Origin of the sequence: Mumia sp. Pv4-285, from assembly GCF_041320275.1 — a bacterium.
Classification (GTDB): domain Bacteria; phylum Actinomycetota; class Actinomycetes; order Propionibacteriales; family Nocardioidaceae; genus Mumia; species Mumia qirimensis.
The window spans coordinates 265,397-281,512 of record NZ_CP162023.1; the positions used below are offsets into that span (position 1 = coordinate 265,397).

At 70.9% G+C, this 16,116-nt stretch carries 16 protein-coding genes and 1 tRNA gene; 9 read left to right on the top strand and 8 right to left on the bottom strand.

Annotation, left to right across the window (positions count from 1 at the left end):
* Positions 1–82 precede the first annotated feature (82 nt).
* The 3 genes from AB3M34_RS01185 (at position 83) to AB3M34_RS01195 (ending at position 3,489) form a co-directional block, all read left to right on the top strand.
* Positions 83–1,252: a PucR family transcriptional regulator gene (locus tag AB3M34_RS01185; RefSeq protein WP_370617253.1), complete on the top strand. Its 1,170-nt coding sequence runs from the start codon at positions 83–85 to the stop codon at positions 1,250–1,252.
* 146 nt (positions 1,253–1,398) lie between these two features.
* Positions 1,399–2,691 (top strand): NAD(P)/FAD-dependent oxidoreductase, encoded by a 1,293-nt coding sequence (locus AB3M34_RS01190; RefSeq protein ID WP_370617254.1) that lies wholly within the window; start codon positions 1,399–1,401, stop codon positions 2,689–2,691.
* A 168-nt stretch (positions 2,692–2,859) separates the two neighbouring features.
* Positions 2,860–3,489: an ACT domain-containing protein gene (locus tag AB3M34_RS01195; protein ID WP_407070179.1), complete on the top strand. Its 630-nt coding sequence runs from the start codon at positions 2,860–2,862 to the stop codon at positions 3,487–3,489.
* Between the two features lie 9 nt (positions 3,490–3,498).
* Here AB3M34_RS01195 and AB3M34_RS01200 read toward each other — a convergent pair whose 3' ends face one another.
* The 5 genes from AB3M34_RS01200 to upp form a co-directional block, all read right to left on the bottom strand.
* Positions 3,499–4,377, bottom strand: a complete 879-nt coding sequence (locus AB3M34_RS01200; protein ID WP_370617256.1) for an SDR family oxidoreductase — start codon at positions 4,375–4,377, stop codon at positions 3,499–3,501.
* A 63-nt stretch (positions 4,378–4,440) separates the two neighbouring features.
* Positions 4,441–5,826 (bottom strand): Re/Si-specific NAD(P)(+) transhydrogenase subunit beta, encoded by a 1,386-nt coding sequence (pntB, locus tag AB3M34_RS01205; RefSeq protein WP_370617257.1) that lies wholly within the window; start codon positions 5,824–5,826, stop codon positions 4,441–4,443.
* Positions 5,827–5,833: 7 nt separating this feature from the next.
* The gene (locus tag AB3M34_RS01210) at positions 5,834–7,381 is read right to left on the bottom strand and encodes a Re/Si-specific NAD(P)(+) transhydrogenase subunit alpha (RefSeq protein ID WP_370617258.1); all 1,548 of its coding nucleotides are present in this window, start codon (positions 7,379–7,381) and stop codon (positions 5,834–5,836) included.
* Positions 7,382–7,624: 243 nt separating this feature from the next.
* Positions 7,625–8,596: a type IV toxin-antitoxin system AbiEi family antitoxin domain-containing protein gene (locus AB3M34_RS01215; RefSeq protein ID WP_370617259.1), complete on the bottom strand. Its 972-nt coding sequence runs from the start codon at positions 8,594–8,596 to the stop codon at positions 7,625–7,627.
* A gap of 162 nt (positions 8,597–8,758) precedes the next feature.
* A complete protein-coding gene (gene upp, locus AB3M34_RS01220; protein WP_370617260.1) occupies positions 8,759–9,397 on the bottom strand; it encodes a uracil phosphoribosyltransferase in 639 nt (212 codons plus the stop codon).
* 111 nt (positions 9,398–9,508) lie between these two features.
* Here upp and AB3M34_RS01225 point away from each other — a divergent pair, with 111 nt between their 5' ends.
* The 3 genes from AB3M34_RS01225 (at position 9,509) to AB3M34_RS01235 (ending at position 10,584) form a co-directional block, all read left to right on the top strand.
* On the top strand, positions 9,509–9,973 hold the full coding sequence (locus AB3M34_RS01225) for a tRNA adenosine deaminase-associated protein (RefSeq protein ID WP_370617261.1): 465 nt from the start codon (positions 9,509–9,511) through the stop codon (positions 9,971–9,973).
* A gap of 1 nt (position 9,974) precedes the next feature.
* Entirely contained in the window at positions 9,975–10,436 is a 462-nt protein-coding gene (gene tadA, locus AB3M34_RS01230) for a tRNA adenosine(34) deaminase TadA (RefSeq protein WP_370617262.1), read from the top strand.
* A gap of 63 nt (positions 10,437–10,499) precedes the next feature.
* Positions 10,500–10,584, top strand: a tRNA-Ser gene (locus tag AB3M34_RS01235).
* 56 nt (positions 10,585–10,640) lie between these two features.
* On the opposite strand, the gene AB3M34_RS01240 is transcribed toward AB3M34_RS01235, so the two are convergent.
* Complete coding sequence (locus AB3M34_RS01240) at positions 10,641–11,213, bottom strand: M15 family metallopeptidase (RefSeq protein WP_370617263.1); 573 nt, start codon at positions 11,211–11,213, stop codon at positions 10,641–10,643.
* Positions 11,214–11,299: 86 nt separating this feature from the next.
* Here AB3M34_RS01240 and AB3M34_RS01245 point away from each other — a divergent pair, with 86 nt between their 5' ends.
* Together AB3M34_RS01245 and AB3M34_RS01250 are read left to right on the top strand one after the other, a co-directional pair.
* A complete protein-coding gene (locus tag AB3M34_RS01245; RefSeq protein WP_370617264.1) occupies positions 11,300–11,995 on the top strand; it encodes a response regulator transcription factor in 696 nt (231 codons plus the stop codon).
* Positions 11,988–13,076 carry a sensor histidine kinase gene (locus AB3M34_RS01250; protein WP_370617265.1) on the top strand — a complete coding sequence of 363 codons (1,089 nt, stop codon included), beginning with the start codon at positions 11,988–11,990 and terminating at the stop codon, positions 13,074–13,076. The genes AB3M34_RS01245 and AB3M34_RS01250 overlap by 8 nt, the downstream gene beginning before the upstream one ends.
* A 15-nt stretch (positions 13,077–13,091) precedes the next feature.
* Here AB3M34_RS01250 and AB3M34_RS01255 read toward each other — a convergent pair whose 3' ends face one another.
* Both AB3M34_RS01255 and AB3M34_RS01260 read right to left on the bottom strand, forming a co-directional pair.
* The gene (locus tag AB3M34_RS01255) at positions 13,092–13,745 is read right to left on the bottom strand and encodes an HAD family hydrolase (protein WP_370617266.1); all 654 of its coding nucleotides are present in this window, start codon (positions 13,743–13,745) and stop codon (positions 13,092–13,094) included.
* An 18-nt stretch (positions 13,746–13,763) separates the two neighbouring features.
* Positions 13,764–14,693 (bottom strand): siderophore-interacting protein, encoded by a 930-nt coding sequence (locus tag AB3M34_RS01260; RefSeq protein ID WP_370617267.1) that lies wholly within the window; start codon positions 14,691–14,693, stop codon positions 13,764–13,766.
* 118 nt (positions 14,694–14,811) lie between these two features.
* Here AB3M34_RS01260 and AB3M34_RS01265 point away from each other — a divergent pair, with 118 nt between their 5' ends.
* Positions 14,812–16,110, top strand: a complete 1,299-nt coding sequence (locus AB3M34_RS01265; RefSeq protein WP_370617268.1) for a hypothetical protein — start codon at positions 14,812–14,814, stop codon at positions 16,108–16,110.
* Positions 16,111–16,116: the final 6 nt, after the last annotated feature.

Below are 16,116 nucleotides of genomic sequence, written 5' to 3' on the forward strand. Positions count from 1 at the left end.
TCCGGTTACCGACGGAACACTCGTCATCGAGGCGTGACCGTCCGCGACAGCCTCGCCGGACGAAACGCCGTACATTTCCGGCATGGACCTGCGTGACGAGGATCTGACGTCCTTGGCGAACTCGCTCGCCGAGCTCGTCGGTGCGCCGATCACCATCGAGGACCCCCAGTCGAGCGTCCTCGCCTACTCCAACAGCCTCGACGCCGACCGCTCGCAGGCCGTCGACGACGCACGGATCACGACGATCCTGGGACGTCAGGTGCCGCCGCACTACCGCGCGCTGCTCGACGAGGCGGGCGTGTACGGGCAGATCGCGCGCTCCAGCGACGTCGTGATGGTCGACCTGCCCGGTTCCGGCATGACCCGCCGCGCGATCGTGGCCGTCCGCGACGACACCGGCACCCTGCTCGGATCGGTGTGGGCGGCGGTGCCGACCGGTCTCACCGACGTGCAGCGGCAGGCCCTGCTCGCGGGTGCTCCGGTGGTGGCGCGTGGGCTCGTCCGTGAGCGGCAGCGGGCGGACTCGTCGCGGCGTCGCACGGTCGAGGTCGTCGAGGCGTTGCTGCGCGGCGGCGACGACGCGACTCGCGCCGCCGAGTCCGCGGGGCTGCGGGCACCGTGCACCGCTCTCGTCCTCGCCACCGACCGCACGCACGAGAGCGTCCCCGCACACCGCGCGGGCGCCTTCGTGCTCCACCTCGCCGCCGTCGCGCCGAGCGCGGCTGCCGCGCAGGTCGACGACGTCGTCTACGCGGTCGTCTCCGGTGACGAGGCAGGCGCCTCCCGGCTCGCCCGCGACTTCCTGGCACGGACCCGCGGTCGGCTCGTGATCGGTGTCGGGCGCACGGTGGGGTCCGCCGAGGAGATCGACGTCTCGGCCCGCGACGCGGACGCGGTCGTGCGGGCGGTCCGCCGCCGCGGGCGTACGGGGGTGGTCGAGACCGTCCGGGGCGTCCTCGCTGACGTGGTCGCGCTCCGGGCGTCCGACGCGTTGGCCGGGTACGAGGAGTTCAGCCCGCTGTCGTCGCTCGAGCGGTTCGACGCCGAGCACCACGCCGACCTGCTGGAGAGCGCCCGCTCCTACCTCGCCCACGGCGGAGACGTCGCCGCGGCCGCGGCCGCCCTGCACGTCCACCCCAACACGCTGCGCAACCGCCTGCGGCGCGCGTCGCAGGCGGCGGGAGTCGACGTCGACGACCCGGACACACGACTGCTGCTCGGGCTGCACCTGAAGCTGCGCGACCTGATCTGAGGCGTTTCCTATCGACATTGCGTCGCTGTGGTGGGCGCGATGTCGACACGTCACGTCGATGGACTGTGCGATCGCACACCGTCGTGGCGCGGATGGTGGCCGAACGAACACCCCACGCAGCGCCGTACCGGCCGAGCATGGTCGGCATGAGCACCCCGGGCAGCGCCGCGAGCGCATCGAGCACCCCTCGTCACGTCGTCGTCGCCGGGGCCGGCATGGTCGGCCTCTCCACGGCCTGGTTCCTCCAGGAGCGCGGCGTCCAGGTCACCGTCGTCGACCGGACCGGCGTCGCCGCCGGCTCGTCGTGGGGCAACGCCGGGTGGATCTCGCCGGCGCTGACGCTGCCGCTCGCCGAGCCCGCCGTGCTGAAGTACGGCCTGAAGGCGATGCTCAGCCCGACCTCACCCGTCTACGTCCCGCTGACCGCAGACCCCAAGCTGCTGCGCTTCCTCGTCGGCTTCGCCAGGCACTGCACGCCGGCGAAGTGGCGCTCCGCGATGGCGGTCTTCACCGAGCTGAACCGTGACGCTCTCGGCACGTACGACGCCCTCTCCGACGGCGGCGACGCCGGCCACGCGGTCCGCGAGCCGCTGCAGGATGCAGACCCGTTCCTCGCCGGCTTCGCGTCGGTCGAGGACCGCAAGACGCTCGTCGACGAGCTCGCCCACGTCGTCGCGTCGGGCGGCTCGGTCGACTACGACCTGCTCAGCGCCGACGAGATCCGTTCCCTCGAGCCGACCCTCGGCGACGGCGTGCGCGCCGGAGTGCGGATGCTGGGCCAGCGCTACGTGAACCCCCCGGCGTACGTGGCCTCGCTCGCCGACTCGGTCGTCGCGCGCGGCGGCGTGATCCAGAGCGGCTTCGACGTCGTCGACGTCGTCGACCGGGGTGCACGCGGCGTCGAGGTCGTGTCGCGCGACGGTGAGCGAGTGGGTGCCGACGCGGTCGTCCTCGCCACCGGGACCTGGCTCGGCGAGCTCGCCCGGTCGTACGGGGTCAAGCGCGTGGTGCAGGCCGGTCGCGGATACAGCTTCACCGTGGTGCCCGAGCACCTGCCGAAGAACCCGATCTACTTCCCCGTCCAGCGCGTCGCCTGCACGCCGCTCGGCGACCGCCTGCGCGTCGCGGGGACGATGGAGTTCCGCTCGCCCGACGCGCCTCTCGAGCCCCGCCGCATCGAGGCGATCGTCGCGTCGGCGCGGCCGATGTTCACCGGCGTCGACTGGGAGGCGCGTCAGGAGGAGTGGGTCGGGTCGCGTCCGTGCACGACCGACGGCCTGCCGCTCGTCGGCGCCACGCGCTCGCCGCGCGTCCACGTCGCCGGCGGCCACGGCATGTGGGGGATCGCCCTCGGTCCGTTGACCGGCCGCATGGTGGCCGACGGGCTCACAGGGCGGGCGCTCCCCTCGTACGCGCGCCGGCTCGATCCGCTGCGCTGATCGGCGCCGCACAGCCAGACATTCGGGGTCGTACTCGGACGAGTCGGTCGGACGGCGGCCTGGAGTCGGTATGCTTCGCGAGGCAACAGGCCGTGGTCACCGTCGACCGCGTACGCGTGCACTCAGGGCGCGCGGTCGGCTGAACGGAGGATTCGACCCATGGCATTTCTGCTGCGCATCGAGCTGCCGGACGTCCCCGGTTCCCTCGGTGCCGTCGCGACCGCGCTCGGCGGTGCGGGTGCAGACATCCACGCGATCGAGATCGTCGAGCACCGCTCCGACGGCAAGGCGGTCGACGACGTGCTGCTCGAGCTGCCCGTGACGACGATGCCGGACAAGCTCATCACCGCGTGCCACCATCTCGACGGCGTGCGTGTGCAGTGGATCTCCCGCTACAACGCCGGCGCCAACCTCTCGATGGACCTCGAGGCCGTCGAGGCGTTCACCGCCGAGCCGTCGCGAGCGCTGGAGAGCCTCACCGAGAAGATCCCGGAGACGTTCCGCGCCGACTGGGCCCTGCTGGTCGCCCGCGCGCACGTCGGTCTGCAGGTCCTCCACGCCACCCCGACGGCGCCCGAGCGCGTGCCCGACGTCGAGGCGTGGTTCACGATGACGCACGCGCAGCGCCTCAGCCCTGTCGCGGACTGGGGTTCGATGGTGCTCGCCGGCGCACCCGTCCCCCAGCGCGAGGCGGCCGTCCTCTTCGGACGGCACGGCGGGCCCCCGATCCTCGACTCCGAGATCGCGCGGCTCGGCCACATCGTCGGGCTCGCGGCGTCGGTGAGCGCGGCGGTCTGAGGCCGCCGGCTACTTCGGCTTGGTCACCGGGACGTGGGCGGAGTGGCTGCGGCCGAGTGCGGCCACCTCGGCCTCCATCTTGGGGATCGTCTTGCGCACCATGCGCTTCGCGATCGGCTCGGCAAGCGCCGAGGAGATGATCGGCTTGGTGAAGTTCGCGAAGACGACGCCGCGCGGCACGTACACGCGCCGCTTCTGCTTCGCCATGCCGTCGCACACCGCGGTGACGCAGTCCTCGAGCGTCGTCGTGCCGTTGGCGGGCCACGGCAGCTTGCCGCGGATCGCCTTGAAGCTCGGCAGGTCGGCCTCGGTCCCGCGCACGATGTCGGTGTCGATCCACGACGGGTGGCAGACACCGACCTTCACCCCGTGGACCCACATCTCCTGACGCGTCGCGAGGGCGAGAGCCTCGACGCCGGCCTTGCTCGCGTTGTACGGGGCAAGGCCCGCGAGCGGGGTGAAGGCGGCCAGGGAGGAGACGACGAGGATGTAGCCCTTGGTCTCGATGACGTGCGGGATCACCGCTCGCAGCGTCCGGTAGACGCCGTTGAGGTTCACGTCGACGACCCGCTCGAACGCCTCGGGGTCGATCTGTCGGACCGTGCCGTACGAGGCGATGCCGGCGTTGGCGAGCACGTGGTCGATACGTCCGAAGTGAGCAGCGGCGGCGTCAACGGCGGTCTTGACCGCGTCGGTGTCGCGGACGTCGGCCTCCCACCAGGCGGCGGCGCTGCCGAGCTCGGCAGCGACCGCGGCCAGCTCGTCCGGCTCGAGGCCGATGAGCGCGACCCGGCCGCCGCGGCGGGCGTACTCGCGGGCGACACCTGCTCCGATGCCGCGTGCGGCACCGGTGACGACGGCAACCTGGCCGGTGAACGTGGAGGTCATGCCGTCAAGATACCGACGGTATCCGAAATGTGCCACCCGCGATGTCACATCGTGGATGTCTGCCTACAGCGCGCGGAGAATGTCTTCGACGCGCTCCTTCGCATCACCGAACAGCATCTGGCTGTTGTCCCGGAAGAACAGCGGGTTCTGGACGCCCGCGTAGCCCGCCGCCATCGACCGCTTGAACACGATCACGTTCTCCGCCTCCCAGACCCGCAGCACCGGCATCCCGGCGAGTGGGCTGGTCGGGTCCTCGGCCGCAGCGGGGTTGACCGTGTCGTTGGCGCCGATGACGAGGACGACCGAGGTGCCGGCGAGATCGTCGTTGACCTCGTCCATCTCCAGCACGATGTCGTACGGCACCTTGGCCTCGGCCAGGAGCACGTTCATGTGCCCGGGCAGACGGCCGGCGACCGGGTGGACGCCGAAGCGGACGTCGATGCCGCGGTCGCGGAGCTTGCGGACGAGGTCGGCCACCGGGTACTGGGCCTGAGCGACCGCCATGCCGTACCCCGGGGTGATGACGACCGAGCGTGCGTTCGTGAGCAGGTCGGCGGCGTCGGCGGCGGTGATCTCGCGGTGGTCGCCGTAGTCCGTGGCGTCGCTCGTGGAGGCCTCGATGCCGAAGCCGCCGGCGATGACGGAGATGAAGGACCGGTTCATCGCCTGGCACATGATGTAGGACAGGTACGCACCGGAGGATCCGACGAGCGCGCCGGTGACGATCAGCAGGTCGTTGTTGAGCAGGAAGCCCGACGCGGCGGCGGCCCAGCCCGAGTAGCTGTTGAGCATCGACACGACGACCGGCATGTCGCCGCCGCCGATCGACGCGACCAGGTGCCAGCCGAGCGCGAGCGCGAGCGCGGTGACGGCGATCAGCAGGACGAGGTTCGGGGTGATGACGAACCAGACGGTCAGGATCACGAACAGCGCGAGCGCCCCGAGGTTGATGGCGTTCTTGCCCGGCAGCATCAACGGCGCCGAGCGCATCCTGGCGGAGAGCTTGAGGTTGGCGACGATCGAGCCGGTGAACGTCACCGCGCCGATGAAGATGCCGATGAAGATCTCGGCGTTGTGGATGTCGGCCAGCGACCCCGTGAGGTGGTTCGGCGCGAGGTAGCCGTTCCAGCCGACCAGCACCGCCGCCAGACCCACGAAGGAGTGCAGCAGCGCGATCAGCTCGGGCATCTGGGTCATCGCGACGATGCGCGCGCGCCACAGGCCGACGGCGGCCCCGATCGCCACGGCCGCCAGCAGCAACGCGATCGAGAGCCCGTCGGCGACGTCGAGGACCAGCACGAACGTCGCGACCAGGGCGACCGCCATGCCGGTGATGCCGTACCAGACGCCGTTGCGCGACGTCTCGTGCCGGGACAGCCCGGCCAGGGACAGGATGAAGAGGAGCGACGCGACGATGTACGCGGCGGTGGCAGCACTCTGCGCGGTCATGGCGGCGTCAGTCCTTCGAGAACATGCTGAGCATGCGTCGGGTCACGGCGAATCCGCCGAAGACGTTGATGGAGGCCAGCAGGATCGCGACGAACGACAGCACGCGGATGATCGTGGCGTTCTCGGCACCGTCGTCGATCGAGATCTGCAGCATCGCGCCGACCACGATGATGCCGCTGATCGCGTTGGTCACCGACATCAGCGGCGTGTGCAGCGCGTGGTGGACCTTGCCGATCACGTAGTAGCCGATCACGACCGCGAGCGTCAGCACGGTGAAGTGCTCCGGCAGAGGGGCGGGCGCGAAGGCGTTGATGAGGAACAGCGCGAGGATGCCGGTCCCGATCAGACCCCACTTGACGGCAGGGCTCCGAGGGGGTTTCTCCTCGACGACAGCTGGCTTGGCGGCCGGAGTGGCTGCAACCGGCGTGGCAGAGACGGAGACCGGCGGCGGTGGCCACGTCTTCTCGCCCTCGCGGACGACGGTGACGTTGCGCTGGACGACGTCGTCGAAGTCGAGGACGAGCTGTCCGTCCTTGCCCGGCGTGAGGAGCTTGAGCAGGTTGACCAGGTTCGTCCCGTACAGCTGCGACGCCTGGGTCGGGAGGCGGCCCGCCAGGTCGGTGTAGCCGAGGATCGTCACGCCGTTGGGGGTGACGACCTTCTCGCCCGCGACCGATCCTGCGACGTTGCCGCCCTGCGCTGCAGCCATGTCGACGATGACGGTGCCCGGCTTCATGCTCGCCACGTCAGCCTCGGTGAGGAGTCGTGGGGCTGCGCGGCCGGGGATCAAGGCCGTCGTGATGACGATGTCGACCTCGGCGGCCTGCTCGGAGTAGATCTCCGCGGCACGTCGGTCGTACGCCTCGGTGGTCGCCTTGGCGTAGCCGTCGGTCGAGACCTCCTGCTCGACGTCGACCTCGAGGTACTCACCACCGATCGACTTCACCTGGTCGGCGACCTCGGGACGGGGGTCGGTGGCCCGGACGATCGCGCCGAGGCTGCTCGCGGCCCCGATCGCCGCGAGGCCTGCGACGCCCGCACCCGCGACGAGCACCTTGGCCGGCGGCACCTTGCCCGCAGCGGTCACCTGCCCGGTGAAGAACCTGCCGAACTCGTGCGCCGCCTCGACGACGGCGCGGTAACCGGCGATGTTGGCCATCGACGACAGGACGTCCATCGACTGGGCGCGGGAGATGCGGGGGACCGCGTCCATCGCCAGCACCGTCAGCCGGCGCTGCGCCAGCTCGTCGACCAGCGCCTCGTTGAACGCCGGCGCGATCAGGCTGACCAGCGTCGCGTCGTCACGCAGCAGACCGATCTCGTCCGACGACGGCGCGTTGATCTTGAGCACGAGGTCGGCCTGCCAGGCCTCGTCGCGCACCGCTGTCGAGGCGCCCGCCTCGACGTACGCCTCGTCGGAAAAGCTGGACGCTTCGCCTGCACCGGACTCGACCACGACGTCGTACCCCAGCTTGATCAGCTGCGTGACCGTCGCTGGGGTGGCAGCGACGCGTGTCTCACCCGGCGAGGTCTCCTTGACCACGCCGATCTTCATTCGGCAGACGTTATCCGCAGGGGCTGGTGGACGACCAGTGGGTGAGACGTGCGTCTCATCTGGTGGAGGTGGCGAGGGGGCGTGCAAGTTTGTTCGGGCCGCCAACCAACCCCTGACCTGCACGAACGCGTCATGCCCGACCCGCCCTCTTTGACACTCTCCGTTGGGCCCACCGAAGACTGCGCGCCCCACTGCAACGTTCCAGTGGGGCAGCAACGCTGCGTGGGGCCAACGGAGAATGCGTCAGCCGAACAGGCGACGCGACTGCTTCAGCTGCGCACGCACGGCACCGGCGACCCTGCGGTCCAGCGTGAACACCTCGTTCCAGATCAGGCGCGACATGCCGTACCGCTGACCGCACATCAGCTCCTCGCGGCGCTTCTCGGCCACCACGACGGCGGACGCGTCGTCACCCTCCTTGTACGGCCGGAGGTACTTGCGGAGCCCGTCGAACTCGCCGAGGTGGCGCCATTCCGGCCAGGCGTAGTCGGCTCGTCCGAGGAAGACCCCATCCTCGTTGAACACGTCGTACTGCAGCTCGGGCTTCGGCAGGTCGAACACGTGGAACATCCACCGGCCGAGCGACTCGCCAGGCGACTCCGCGCGTCCGTCGGCGAACGCGAGTGCAGCCGAGGCGCGCGGGCTCCCCCGCCAACCGCGGTGGCGACCCTCGGCCCGCTCGAGCTGGTCACGATCGACGAGGCCGCGCTGGAGTGCGGCGTCCATCAGAACCACCCCGCTGCGGACGTGTGCGAGCGAGGCGGACTCCCACACGGCTCGTGCGAGCCCGGACACCGGACGCCCGTCGACGTCGCTGACCTCGCCGTCGGGGATCGATCCCTCGTGGAACTGGACGCCCGCGATCGTCCGCCCGTTGCGTTGGTCGAGCCGAGTCACGTGCACGACCGACAGGTCCACGGCGACGAGCGGGAGGCGTCGTACGGCGATCGCAGAGTGGTGCGTGAGCACGGCGCCGGGGCCGAGCTTGTCGGCCACCGCGAGGCAGCGGACGGCGTACTGCTCGGTCACGGTCAGCCTCTCGTACGAGGTGGCTGGTGCCCACGCGCCGTACCGGACCTTCGTGATCCCTCCACGCGCTCGTGCCGCCCTGAGCAGCCCCGGTCCGTACCCGTGATCACGCGCCTCTGCGGTCGTGAAGTAGCCGCCGTGCCGCTCGGCGACGGCGGCGATCGCCGGATCGTTCTCGATCTCCATCGCGGCATCGTGGCGGGTCCGCGCACGCCGCGCACCGTGCGCTCGGCCGACCTGTGGACGACGCCGACGGGGCCCCACCGCAGAATGCGCGCCCCACCGGAACGTTCAGGTGGGGCAGCGACTCTGTGTGGGGCCCAACGGAAAGTGTGAAGCGGTGCGGGGTCAGACCACGCCGTACAGCCGGTCGCCCGCGTCGCCGAGCCCCGGCACGATGTAGCCGACCTCGTTGAGCTTCTCGTCCACGGCTGCGACGACGAGCAGCACGGGGACGGTGATGTCGGCGAGGTCGGCCTCGATCCGGGCGATGCCCTCCGGCGCCGCGAGCAGGCAGATCGCCGTGATCGCCGAGCAGCCGCGGCTCACCAGGAACTCGATCGCCGCCGAGAGGGTGCCGCCGGTCGCGAGCATCGGGTCGAGCACGTACGCCTGGCGGCCGGCGAGGTCGTCGGGCAGCCGCTCGGCGTACGTCGCGGGCTCGAGCGTCTCCTCGTCGCGGATCATCCCGAGGAAGCCGACCTCCGCCGTCGGCAGCAGGTGCTGGAGTCCCTCGAGCATGCCGAGCCCGGCCCGCAGGATCGGCACGATGAGCGGCTTGGGCGGGGCGAGGCGTACGCCCTGCGCGACCGCGACCGGTGTCGTGACCTGGACCGCCTCGACCCGGACGTCGCGCGTCGCCTCGTACGTGAGGAGCGTGACCAGCTCGTCGGTGAGTCGGCGGAACGTCGGCGAGTCGGTCTCCGCGTCGCGGAGCGTGGTGAGCTTGTGCGCGACCAGCGGATGGTCGACGACGTGGATGTCCATGACCGGCACACTACCGATGAGCGAACTCGGGGTGCTTTCCCAACACGGCATCGCGAACCTCTGTCATTCTCAGGTGTACGCGCGTTGGACGAGTGTCGAGGGAGGTGTGCCGTGCAGGACGACGTGGACGTCGCGGTCGTCGCCTACCGCGAGGAGGGTGTGTGGTCGCTGACGCGTCTCCCTCACGGGGTGGGTGAGGACGTCGTGGAGCTCGAGCGCGCCCTTCGACCCTTCCCTTCGGAGTGCGGTGTGATCGGCATGGTCGCGATCGACGAGGACTTCTTCGTCCTCGCCCGCGTCTCCGGCGACCACACGCGCCTCCTGCTGTCCGACGTCACCGCGGTGGACGAGTGGCCGCTGGCGAGCTCGGTGGCCGACGAGCTCGGCCTGCCCGACCCGGAGGACGACGACGACCCGCAGCCGGCCGGTGACATGGAGATCCTCACCGACCTCGGCATCACGGCCATCGACCTCGCCGTGATGCTCGACGACCCGGACGCCTATCCCGACGAGGTCCTCGGTGACATCGCCGAACGCCTCGGGTTCGGCGCCGCCTACCAGGCGCTCGTCGGCTGACGTGTCCTCGAGAGCCAAGGACGAGGCCCTCATGGGTCGCGCTCTCGAGCTGGCGACGCGGGCCCTCGAGTCGGCGGACGTGCCCGTCGGCGCACTCGTCGTGGACGCAGAGGGCGCGGTGATCGGTGAGGGCTGGAACGCTCGCGAGCGCGACGGCGACCCGACCGCGCACGCCGAGGTGATCGCGCTGCGGGCCGCGGCGCACACGCGAGGCGAGTGGAGGCTCGACGGCTGCACGCTGGTCGTCACGCTCGAGCCGTGCACGATGTGCGCCGGCTCCCTCGTCCTCGCGCGGGTGTCGCGGCTGGTGTTCGGGGCGTACGACGACAAGGCGGGCGCGGTCGGTTCGCTGTGGGACGTGGTGCGCGACCGGCGGCTGAACCACCGTCCCGAGGTGCGTGCGGGGGTGCGCGCCGAGGAGGCGTCGGCGCAGCTGCTGGCCTTCTTCGCGGAGCACCGCTGACGCCCCACGGAGCGCTCGGACCCGGTTTGGGAGCCCTGATGACGGTCCGGTAATCTCTTCTGCGGTGGCGTGTCCGAGCGGCCGAAGGTGCAACACTCGAAATGTTGTGTAGGGAAACCTACCGTGGGTTCAAATCCCACCGCCACCGCACGATGAAGGCCCCCGATCTTCGCTGGTTCCAGTGAGGTCGGGGGTCTTCTCTCGTCACGGCCCCATCCTCGGATCCTCGGTCGGGTCGGCGTACGTGTCCGGACAGCTGTGGTCGACCGCGGCCGGGCGCAGCTCGTAGTGCCAGGGCTCGTTGCGATAGATCTGGCACAACCCGTACGCCGCGCCGTGCTCGGACAGCCAGCTCCGGGCGTCGGACGGACCGACGTCGACCGCGTCCCCAGACACGTGGGGGGACGTCTCGGGTGTGGCGACCCAGCGGGCAGCCTCCGCGTGGGAGCCGTACTTCGAGACGGCCTCACGCAGGAGCTCGCGCTGGTGCTCGGGCGAGCGCCAGCCGCTGTTGACGTACAGCGTGGTGCCGTCGTCGGCAGCGTCCGCCGCCGCCGCGCGTAGCGCTTCGAGGAGGCGGGGGTCGAGGTTGGCGACGGCCTGCACGTCGTCGGCGGCCAACGACTCCACGGCGATGGGCGGGGCTGCCGAGGACGAGGGCGCGAGCGACGACGCGACGAGGAAGCCGACCAACGCCGCGCCGGCCGACCCGAGGACGACGAGGACGGTGGGTCGCGTACGGCGCCCTCGCGCGGGTGCACTGGTGCTGTAGCTCATGGCCCGAGTCAAGGCACCGCGGCGTTGCCAGCGCGTATGCGCTTTTCGATATGCCCGCGATATGCGCTTCTCACTAGCATCGAGGGATGCGCGTGCTGGTCGTCGAGGACGAGCCCTACATGGCGGAGGCCATCCGTGCTGGGTTGCGCCTCGAGGCGATCGCGGCCGACATCGCCGGCGACGGTGACACCGCGCTGGAGATGCTGGACGTCAACGCCTACGACATCGCCGTCCTCGACCGAGACGTCCCCGGACCTTCCGGCGACGAGATCGCGAAGCGCATCGTCGCCTCCGGCAGCGGCATGCCGATCCTGATGCTCACCGCCGCCGACCGGCTCGACGACCTGGCCTCGGGGTTCCAGCTCGGTGCCGACGACTACCTCACGAAGCCGTTCGACCTCCGTGAGCTCGTACTCCGGCTCAGGGCACTCGACCGGCGGCGAGCCCACAGCAGGCCCCCGGTACGAGAGATCGCGGGCCTTCGGCTGGACCCGTTCCGCCGCGAGGTCTACCGCGACGATCGTTACGTCGCGCTCACCCGCAAGCAGTTCGCGGTGCTCGAGGTGCTCGTCGCTGCCGACGGCGGTGTCGTGAGTGCCGAGGACCTTCTGGAACGGGCCTGGGACGAGAACGCCGACCCGTTCACCAACGCCGTACGCATCACTGTCTCGGCTCTGCGCAAGCGGCTCGGCGAGCCGTGGCTGATCGCCACCGTGCCCGGTGTCGGCTACCGCATCAGCGCCTCGCCGGGACCCGGGCGCGAGGGCGGCGGACGTGGCTAGAGCGCCGGGCCTGAGCGTCCGTCTCAAGCTCACCCTCAGCTATGCCGGCTTTCTCATGGTCGCCGGCGCGATGCTGCTCGCCGTGGTGTGGCTGTTCCTGCTGCGCTACGTGCCCGATCGGGCGAGCTTCGGCCCTGGTCCTTTCAATCCCACCCGCTCCGATCTCCTGGACGCCTTCGCCCCCCGGGCGGCTCAGGCGTTGGCGGTCCTGCTCGTGCTCGGCCTCGTGGGAGGGTGGATCCTCGCCGGTCGCATGCTCGCGCCCCTCAGCCGCATCACCAGCGCCACCCGCCTGGCCGCCGAAGGATCGCTCTCCCACCGGATCCAGATGGAGGGCCGCAAGGACGAGTTCCGCGAGCTGGCAGACGACTTCGACACCATGCTCGCGCGGCTCGAGGCGCACGACGCGGAGCAGAAGCGGTTCGCGGCCAACGCCTCCCACGAGCTGCGCACCCCGTTGGCGATCACGCAGACGCTCCTCGAGGTGGCCGGCAACGACCCCGATCCTGACACCGACGAGCTCGTCGAGCGTCTCCGCTTCGTCAACGCACGGGCGATCGACCTCACTGAGGCGCTGCTGATGCTCAGCCGCGCCGACCAGGGGGCGTTCACCCGAGAGCGCGTCGACCTGTCACTCGTCGCCGAAGAGGCCACGGAGACGCTGCTTCCGCTGGCCGAGCGGCGCGGGCTCACTCTCGAGACGTCCGGCGACATCGCCTCGACCCTCGGATCGCGTGCGCTGCTGCAGCAGATGACGACGAACCTCGTGCACAACGCGATCGTCCACAACCTGCCGGATCACGGCACCGTGCGCATCACGACCGGCGTGCACGACCGCACTGTCGAGCTCACGGTCGAGAACACCGGCGAGGCGCTCACCCCGATGCTGGTCTCGACGCTCACCGAGCCGTTCCAGCGCGGCAGCCAACGCGTACGCACGGACCACACCGGTGTCGGCCTCGGCCTGGCCATCGTGAGGAGCATCGTCCACGCGCACAGCGGCACCCTCGTCCTCACTCCGCGGGACGGTGGTGGGCTCCGCGTGACCGTGCGGCTCCCCGCCGCTCCGCCGCACGGGTAGCCGCAGCGACGACGGTCAGCCCAGCCCGGCCACGAGCTCGGGCGTGACGGCGTCGACGCGCTGCACCGTGACGGCCGCGAGGGCGAGCGCGTCGTCGGCCGGCGGGTACGCGGCGTTCGGCACGGCGATCACCGTCATCCGGGCAGCGTGCGCGGACCGGAGGCCGTTCGAGGAGTCCTCGACCGCGGCGCAGGCCTGGGCATCGATGCACAGGCGCGTCGCCGCCTCGAGGTAGACGTCGGGCGCAGGCTTGCCGCGGTCGACCTCTTCGCTCGAGACGACGGCGTCGAAGGACGACGCGATCCCGGCGAGCTCGAGGACGAGGTCGATGAGCGAGCGGTTGGCGGACGAGGCGACGGCGAGCGGGTACGCCTGGGCGAGCGCGGTCACGGCCTCGACGGCGCCCGGGAGGAGCGGCAGCGAGTCGTGGTATCCCGCGGTCATCGCCTCGACGACGGAGCGACCGATCTGACCGGGCGGGTCCGGGACACCCAGCTCGTCGTGGAGGTAGCGCTCCCACTCGGGCGCGCTCATCCCCTGCATGGCGCGGGTCGCCTCGTCGGGGAACGGCCGGCCGGCGGCTGCGACCACGTCGCGTCGCGCCGCGTCCCAGCGCTCCTCGGAGTCGATGAGCACGCCGTCCATGTCGAACACGACCGCTTCGATCATGGAGCGGAGCCTACGGGGTCAGGACTCGGGTCGACCCAACCGCCAGTAGCCCATGAACGCCACAGACCGTCGGTCGACACCGCGCTCGGACACCAGGAACCGGCGCAACGTCTTGATGACGGAGGACTCGCCCGCGAGCCAGGCGTACAGGTCGCCGGTGGGCGGGAGCGGCATGCCGCTGTCGTCGAGCGGGACCTCCCAGAGGATGTCGTGGTCCACGTCGATGTCGGCGAGCGGTGCCGTGCCGGCCGTTGTCGAGTCGCCGAGCATCGAGGAGGCCACCTTGCGGACCGCGGGGATGAGACGTTCGCCGTGGGGCGAGCCCTCACGGGCGAGCCAGGTCAGCGCGATGCCGGTCGGCCGAGCCAGGTCGGTGAAGTCCTCGGCGTGGGGAACCTCGATGAGGGCGTGGCCACGGACGTCGCTGGGGAGGTCCTCGAGGATGCGGCTGATCGCAGGCACGGCGGTCTCGTCGCCGACGAGGAGGAGGGGGCGGTCGGAGGACGGTACGGCGAACTCGACCGCCCCGTGCGGCCCCGGGTGGAGCGCGTTCGGGCCCATGAGGACCGCGCGGGAGCCGGGGCGGCAGGAGTCGGCGAAGCGCCCCGCCGGACCGGTCGGTCCGTGCATCACGACGTCGATGTCGACCTCGCCGACCTCCGGGCGTACGGCGCGGATCGTGTACGTCCGGAGCGGGTTGCGGTGCTCGTCGGGCAGTGCGACCCACTCGCCGTACCAGTCGGCGCCGCTCGGTGCGTGCTCGTAGCCGCCGGTCGAGTCGGGGAGCATCAGCTTGATGCGCTGGTCATACCCGTTGTCGGCCATCTCGTGGAGGTCGTCGCCGCGGAAGGTGAGACGGACGAACGAGCGCGACAGAAGGGTGGTCCGTGCGACCTCGACCTCGAAGAACCGCCAAGCCTGGACGGCGGTGTCGGTGGTGGTGGTCACGGCGACCTCCTGGAAGGGGACAGATTTGCAGAGGTAAGCCTAATCAAAGCATCGCGGTGCGGTCCAGGGAGGGAGCCGCTAGCCTCCTGGTACGAACCTTGCGACAAAGGAGCTCCTGATGACGACTCCACGCCTGCTCGTACTCGCCCCGGCTGCCGCACTGGCGCTCGGGGCCGGACTGCTCGTCGCCGCCGGGAGCCCGGCTCAGGGTGACGACGCCACTCTCGAACCGTCCGCCGTCTCCGACCTCGGGTCCACCGCAGCCGTCCTCGCGGAGGACGGCCCTGTGCCTACGCCGCTCCAGCGCGCCGTCGCCGACCGGGTGACCGCGCTGCTGACGCCGAAGGGTGACAAGCCGGCCGACGGGGTGCCGGTGAGCCTCGACATCGGCCTCATCGGTGTCGAGGGCAGCCCCTCGGAGGGCTACACGCTCGTCGTCACCCGAGGCACCGACGGGAAGGCGCTCGTCTCCCGGCTGACGACGGGCCTGCCCTCGACGGCTCGTTACCTCCTCGCCGTCGAGACCTCCGAACGGACCGCCGACGAGCTCCGCGCCGCGTGGGAGGGGGTCGTCGGGCAGCACTGGCGGTCGGCGGACACCGCACCGTCCGGGGCGTACGGGCTGGACCTCGACCCCGAGCTCGAGGCCGTCGTGGTGGACGTCGAGGGCGCGGCGCCCCCCACCGCCGCCGCCCGCCTGGGCGTCGAGGAACCGTCCGTGGTGGGTGCTCCGGCCGAGGCCGTCGTCGTCCGCTACACCGGTGAGTCGGCACGCACGTCCCGCGCCGTCGACACCGCGCCACACTGGGCCGGCGCACGCATCACCAACTCGGGCGGAAGCAGCTGCACGTCCGGGTTCGCGGTGCGGAGCAAGACGTCGAGCACGCGGTACGGCGTCGTCGCCGGGCACTGCGGAGCGAACGGCACGACCTGGCACTCGGGCGGCGTCTACTTCGGTCGTACGGCGGGGCGTGCAGGCTATCCCGACTACGACCAGGCTCTGCTGAGCGGCTCCACGTACTCGAACTACCTCTACACCGACGGTCGTGACACCGAGGCCGTCCGGGTCGTCGGTGCTGCCAACGACGGGTCGATCGGTGACTCGGTCTGCGCGTCGGGCTACGTCTCCCGGTCGATCTGCGGGATCAAGATCAAGAGCCTGTCGGCGACGTTCTGCGACGACGCCGACCGCCCGTCGACCTGCACGACGTACCTGATGCGAGGTCGGCGCGACGACGACCTGCGGATCGTCCACAGCGGTGACAGCGGAGGGCCCGTCTACTGGCGCAACCCCGACGCCGCGCGCGCGTCGATCCGCGGGATGGTCGTCGCGTACGACATGAGCGGGGTGCGGCTCTACGCGGAGCGCTACACGTCGATCTCGAACCACCTGGGGGTGGTCGCGGTCACCAGCTGACGGCGA